This is a genomic window from Streptomyces sp. S6 (assembly GCF_054880855.1).
In genome coordinates, this window is record NZ_JBTYMC010000557.1 from 1 (window position 1) to 2,241 (window position 2,241).

Genomic DNA, 2,241 nt, shown 5'->3' on the forward strand with positions numbered 1-2,241 from the left:
CCACCCTCGCGCCCGGCCACCCGGCGGGCGAGGGCCGACCGGTGCGCCCCCGGGGCCGTACGGCCCTGCGGCCCGAGGTGGCCGGAAAGACACGGACCGGCACACCGCACGGGACGACCGGCCACTTCCCCTGGGCCGTTCGGCCCCTGGGAGGCCCACGCGGCGCCGCCCACCGTGGGGGTATGACACAGCGCAGATCCGTGGTCGTGATCGGGGTCGGGAACGAGTTCCGGCGCGACGACGGCGTGGCCCACGCCGTCGTCGCCCGGCTGCGGGAACGGGCGGGAGAGCACAGGCTGCCCCCGGGGACCGTCCTGGCCACCTGTGACGGCGACCCCGCCCGGCTGATCGGACTCTGGGAGGGCGCCGCGCTCGCCGTGGTCGTCGACGCCGCCCACGCCCACCCCGGCACCCCCGGCCGCGTGCACCGCATCGCCCTCGACGGCAACCGCCTGGCCCCGCCCTCGGCCACCAGCTCCCACGGCCTCGGCCTCGGCGAGGCCGTCGAACTCGCCCGGACCCTGGACCGCCTGCCCGGCCACCTCGTCGTGTACGCCGTGGAAGGCGCCGACGGCTCCTTCGGCACGGGCCTGTCACCCGCCGTCGCCGCCGCCGTACCCCTGCTCGCCGCAGCCGTCGAGGACGAGATCGCCCACTACCGCGCCACGGCCTCCGCCCCCGGAGCGCGGCCGTGACCGCGCACCGCTTCCACGTGGAGGGCACCGTCCAGGGAGTCGGCTTCCGGCCCTTCGTCCACCGCACCGCCGCCGAACTCGGCCTGGACGGCTGGGTCGCCAACGTCGACGGCCACGTCGAGGGGGAGGTCGCCGGCCCGCCGGCCGCCGTCCAGCGGTTCGCCGTCCGGTTGCGGCGGAACGCGCCGCCGCTCGCCCGGGTCCGCCGGGTCCGGCTGGCGGACAGCCCGCAGGCACCGGCGCACACCCCCGGCTTCGAGGTCCGCCGCAGCCTGCCCGCCCGTTCCGGCACCCGCGAGATCCCGGCCGACGCGGCGATCTGCGCCGCCTGCCTGCGGGAACTGCGCGACCCCGCCGACCGCCGCCACCGCTACCCGTTCGTCAACTGCTGCGACTGCGGCCCCCGCGCCACGATCATCGAGGACCTGCCCTACGACCGCGTCCGCACCACCATGCGCCGCTTCCCCCTGTGCCCGCCGTGCGCCACCGAGTACGCCGACCCCGCCGACCGCCGTTTCCACGCCGAACCCCTCGCCTGCCCCGCCTGCGGCCCCTGCCTGGCCTGGGACGCGCTGCGCGGCGAGGCGGCACTGAGCGCGGCGGTCAAGACGGTCGCCGACGGCGGGATCGTCGCCGTCAAAGGGCTCGGCGGCTACCAGCTGGTGTGCGACGCGGGCGATCCGCGCGCCGTGGCCGAACTGCGCCGCCGCAAGGACCGTCCGGCGAAGCCGTTCGCCGTGATGGTGCGCGACCTGCGGGCCGCCACCCGGCTGGCCCGCGTCGGCGCCACCGAACGCGACGCCCTCACCTCTCCGCAGCGCCCCGTGGTGCTGCTCGCCCGGCGCCACCTGCACGGCGCACCGCACCTCGCGCCCGCCGTGCACCCCGGCCTCTCCCGGATCGGCCTGTTCCTGCCCACCACCGGCCTGCACCACCTCCTCCTCGACGACCTCGACCGCCCCCTCGTCGTCACCAGCGGAAACCTCGGCGACGACCCCATCGCCATCGACGACGCCACCGCCCGCCGCACCCTGAACCAAATCGCGGACGGCTTCCTCACCCACGACCGGCCGATCCGCTCCCGCCACGACGACTCCGTGGTCCAGTACGCGGGCCGCGTCCTGATCACCCTGCGCCGGGCCCGCGGCCTCGCCCCCGCCCCCCTGCCGATCGCCGGCCGTGAACCCGTGGCCGGCGCCGGCGCCCACCTGAAGCACACGTTCACCCTCGCCGCCGACGGCCTCGCCCACCTCGGCCCGCACACCGGGGACCTCTCCGGCCCGGAGACCTACGACGCGTTCCGCACCTCCTACGACCGGCTCCGCCGCCTCACCGGCGTCGAACCCCGCCTCCTCGCGCACGACCTCCACCCCGGCTACCTCTCCACCCGGTGGGCCGTACGCCAGCCGCTGCCCCGCACCGCCGTGCAGCACCACCACGAACGTTCCTGGCGTCGCCATCACCGTCGCGCCGCCGGCGAGGGCGAGTGAGCACTCGTTCTGCCGGAGCGACTGGGCGGCCATGTGTATCGCGACGAGGGAGGACG

General features: G+C 76.8%; 2 protein-coding genes. Both read left to right on the top strand.

The window, feature by feature from the left end; all coding sequences use genetic code 11:
* Positions 1 to 182 precede the first annotated feature (182 nt).
* Positions 183 to 695, top strand: coding sequence for a hydrogenase maturation protease (locus ACVNF4_RS35145; protein ID WP_461806906.1), 513 nt, complete (start codon positions 183 to 185; stop codon positions 693 to 695).
* A gap of 17 nt (positions 696 to 712) precedes the next feature.
* On the top strand, positions 713 to 2,185 hold the full coding sequence (hypF, locus tag ACVNF4_RS35150; protein ID WP_461806907.1) for a carbamoyltransferase HypF: 1,473 nt from the start codon (positions 713 to 715) through the stop codon (positions 2,183 to 2,185).
* Positions 2,186 to 2,241 lie beyond the last annotated feature (56 nt).

Bases quoted from the DNA above. Each gene is read 5' to 3' on its own strand.
- ACVNF4_RS35145 (WP_461806906.1), top strand. From the start codon at position 183: ATGACACAGCGCAGATCCGTGGTCGTGATCGGGGTCGGGAACGAGTTC.